This window comes from Bacillus sp. P4_D3, assembly GCF_056401855.1.
This window is the reverse complement of record NZ_JBFUIN010000290.1, coordinates 1-4,007: the sequence shown is the minus strand read 5'-3', so window position 1 is coordinate 4,007 and position 4,007 is coordinate 1. Positions and strand designations below refer to the sequence as shown.

Below are 4,007 nucleotides of genomic sequence, written 5' to 3'. Positions count from 1 at the left end.
GTCGTTKATTTAAATACCTTTACAATAACAGGAAAAAAACGTGCTGGTATGCGAGCTACTTTCAACCGTTTTGAACGAGAAGGTTATACATTCTCTATTCATGAGCCACCATTCTCAGACGAATTATACAAGGAATTAAAGAAAGTGTCTGATGCTTGGCTCGGCGGAAAAAAAGAGAAAGGATTTTCACTTGGGTACTTCGATCGTGAGTATATTAGTCGTGCCCCTATCGCTACATTATCTGATGCAGAGGGAAAAATCATTGCATTCACAACCTTTATGCCAGTATATCAAAGTGGCATATTATCTGTTGATTTAATGCGTTATTATCCAGATGCCCCTAGCGGAATTATGGATGCAATTTTTATCCACTTATTCCACTGGGCAAAAGAAAATGAATACCATTCCTTTAATATTGGTATGGCACCACTCTCAAATGTCGGTTTATCAACGCAATCGTTCTGGTCTGAACGAGTTGCTGCTGCAATATTTAATAACGTTCGTTACACATATAGCTTCAGCGGTTTACGACATTTCAAAGAAAAATACAAACCTGCATGGAGTGGAAAATATTTAGCATTTCGAAAGAATCATTCTTTACCAATTACAATGCTCTCTGTAACAAAATTAATAGGAAAACGAAAAAACAGCTAAGTACTTAGCTGTTTTTTCGTTTTTGCACTTGTATACTAAACTCCTTTTCATACTTCTTACCGTTTATATAGAAATTCCCCCATATTTTATATGTTCCTTCTTCTGGAAATGTAATACGATATTGTAATTGTTCATCCGTATCAACAGGAATGGCATATAAAAAATGTTTTCTCGTTTCATCAACGATATATAGAGTGTTGACTTCACCTCTCCCTGAATTTAATTTCAGCTTTTCTCCCTTTTTCGCTTGAAACTGAAATGTTAATGTCGTTGCCTCATTCGGATGTAATGCACCAAATAAAAGAGACACTTGATGCTCTCCTATATTTTTTGTAAGTACAGTATCGACAGGTAGTTTCTTTTTATTCTTGTCCTTGTTTTTCTCCTTTTTTTCTTCACCAAAATMTTTCTTAGAAAATGATTCCACGGACTTGTTTTCATCTTCATACAAAAATATCGTGTACTCTTCACCTTTTGCTACATCTGAAGATAGCTTATACGATCCATTTCCAGCAAATATAGGCTTCGTTTGTTGTATGTTTTTCAAATTCCCATCCACTATCACTGCTCGAATTTGATCGTTCACACCACGAACTTCATTATTCATTTTATTTAGCAATTGAAACGAAATATCGACTTTTTCATTTCCCTTTTTATTCTTCACATCCCATTTCACTTCTTGAACATCTCCGGTCGTTTCTACAGTTTCTTGATATTTTTTTATGTAAAATCCTCCTGCCACAATAAGTACTAGTGCAATAAGCCCAATGACAAGATTTTTCAAAATATCACCTACCATTTTTATTGTCTTTATCCATGCAAAACCTCTTAAATATATATTCTAGATTATGATTTATGAAATCCTCCTCTTTTGCACATATTACAAATAAAAAAGATTTTAATTGAAAGGAGTCGTAGTGTATAATGCAAATGATATTGATTTCTATCAATACATTATAAGGAGGATTTTTCATGAGTGTACATATTGAAGCAAAACAAGGCGAAATTGCTGAATCTATTCTATTACCTGGTGATCCATTACGTGCAAAATATATTGCTGAAACATTTTTAGAGGATGTTACTTGTTATAACAACGTCCGTGGCATGTTAGGTTTCACTGGAACTTATAAAGGAAAGCGTGTATCTGTTCAAGGTACAGGTATGGGTGTTCCTTCTATTTCTATTTATGTAAACGAATTAATTCAAAGCTACGGAGTGAAAAATTTAATTCGTGTTGGGACATGTGGTGCAATTCAAAAAGATGTTAAGGTACGTGACATTATTATTGCGATGACGGCTTGTACAGATTCTAATATGAACCGCTTAACATTCCCAGGTTTTGATTTTGCTCCTGCTGCAAACTTTGATCTTTTAAAGAAAGCTTACGATGCTGGAACAGAAAAAGGATTACACGTTCGTGTTGGTAACGTATTAACAGCAGATGTATTTTATCGTGAGAGCATGGACATGGTTAAAAAACTTGGAGATTACGGTGTATTAGCAGTAGAGATGGAAACGACTGCTCTTTACACATTAGCAGCTAAATATGGTGTAAATGCATTATCTGTATTAACAGTAAGCGACCATATCTTCACTGGTGAAGAAACAACATCTGAAGAGCGTCAAACTACATTTAACGAAATGATTGAAATCGCTTTAGATGCAGCAATTCAGCAATAGCACACTAAAGAACTTGTCATACGTCTGGCAAGTTCTTTTTTATGCTACAATACTTCGACAGTCACTGCACCTTCTCTTTATGTGACTTTCTATAAAAAACTACTTTAGAGAGAGACAGATTTATCCCCTCTACTTTTTTGTAACCTTTGTTATAATTAAGAAATCATTTATATTACAGTATTTTTCATACGAGGTGAAACAGTGAAGAACAGAAGCATCGTCTTTAAACTATTTTTATTAACATCAACTTTATTTACAATCATATTTCTCCTTTTTTTCCTTGGACAATCTCTATTTTTAGAGAAGTTCTATATTAATAAGAAAGTAAAAACCGTTCAAACGGCTTTTGAAAAATTCGTAGATAATTACGAAAAAAGTGACCAAGGATTTGAGGAAACTAGAAAATTAAAACAAGAATTTCATGATAAAACAAATGCCGAAATCCAATTTTTAGATTCTAACGGAATTATTAAAAGTGAAAACAGTTTTTACATTGATGTGATTAACCCTAACAATAATAAAACCTATTCCATCCCCCTTAACAATCTTTTAACACCAGAAGAATATAATAAATTCGCAAACTTAGGATTAAAAAAAGATGGAATAATTTATGTAGACGGACTACTCCAACCGAATAATATAATAACACCTCAAGAATTAATAACTAATAATACTAGATGGGAAAATGAACAATTCAATTCAGATTTTCAATCCATTAGTGGTAATCCATCTAAAAATAAACTTAAAAATCGATATGATAATACTGGTTCTCCAATCCATTTTACTGGGGTAATATCTAAATTACAGCTTCCTTCCAAGACTGAGGTTCGTCTTGCAAAGGATTTTGAAACATTACAAGCTGTTCAATATTTTGCAAGAACTATTAGACAAGGTACTTCTAATTCAAATCAATTAAACACGTATATTTTAGATAGTGGGGAAAATATAAAAAACAGTGTCTTTGTAAAGCCTATTATGGAAAACGGAGAAATTAAGGAGTACGCTTTTGCGATAGCATCTTTACAACCTGTTAATGAAGCGATGCTCGTTTTAAAAGATTATTATGTCTATGCCTTAATTATCGTATTTCTCGTTATTATTTTGTTATCCTTCTACTACTCAAAAATCATTGTTAAACCATTAATTAAGATAAATCGCGTTACAAAAAAAATGGCCAACTTTGATTTTAGCGAGAAGTTACCTGTTACAGCAGACGATGAAATTGGCGGGTTATCAAGTAGTATTAATACACTCTCTGTAAATTTAAAAGATCGCATCGACCGATTAAATGTTGCCAATACAAAATTACAACAAGATATTGAACGCGAACGTCAATTAGAAAAAACGAGAAAAGAATTCATTTCTGGTGTATCTCATGAATTAAAAACACCACTTAGTGTTATTCGTAGCTTCGCTGAAGGTATTCAAGATGGCGTAAGTAAAGATACGACATATTATACCAATGTTATTTTGGAAGAGACAGATAATATGAACAGGCTCATTGTTGAAATGTTAGAATTAGCAAAACTAGAATCTGGTACGTACAAACTAGAAATGTCGACATTCTCAATCGGTGAATTAATTCAACAAATCTATACAAAATTATTATTTAGTATGGAGGAAAAACATTTACAAGTGGACATCCATGCTGACTCTTCTCTATTTGTTAAAGC

The 4,007-nt window shown here is 32.9% G+C and carries 4 protein-coding genes; 3 read left to right on the top strand and 1 reads right to left on the bottom strand.

The window, feature by feature from the left end; genetic code table 11:
* On the top strand, positions 1 to 654 hold a 654-nt coding region (locus AC1DTM_RS19560), incomplete at its 5' end, for a phosphatidylglycerol lysyltransferase domain-containing protein (RefSeq protein WP_477000690.1).
* A 4-nt stretch (positions 655 to 658) separates the two neighbouring features.
* On the opposite strand, the gene AC1DTM_RS19555 is transcribed toward AC1DTM_RS19560, so the two are convergent.
* A complete protein-coding gene (locus AC1DTM_RS19555) occupies positions 659 to 1,453 on the bottom strand; it encodes a hypothetical protein (RefSeq protein ID WP_477000689.1) in 795 nt (264 codons plus the stop codon).
* A gap of 173 nt (positions 1,454 to 1,626) precedes the next feature.
* On the opposite strand from AC1DTM_RS19555, the gene deoD reads away from it, so the two are divergent.
* Positions 1,627 to 2,334: a purine-nucleoside phosphorylase gene (deoD, locus tag AC1DTM_RS19550; RefSeq protein ID WP_002158622.1), complete on the top strand. Its 708-nt coding sequence runs from the start codon at positions 1,627 to 1,629 to the stop codon at positions 2,332 to 2,334.
* Positions 2,335 to 2,535: 201 nt separating this feature from the next.
* The coding region (locus AC1DTM_RS19545) for a sensor histidine kinase (RefSeq protein WP_477000688.1) at positions 2,536 to 4,007 on the top strand (1,472 nt) is incomplete at its 3' end.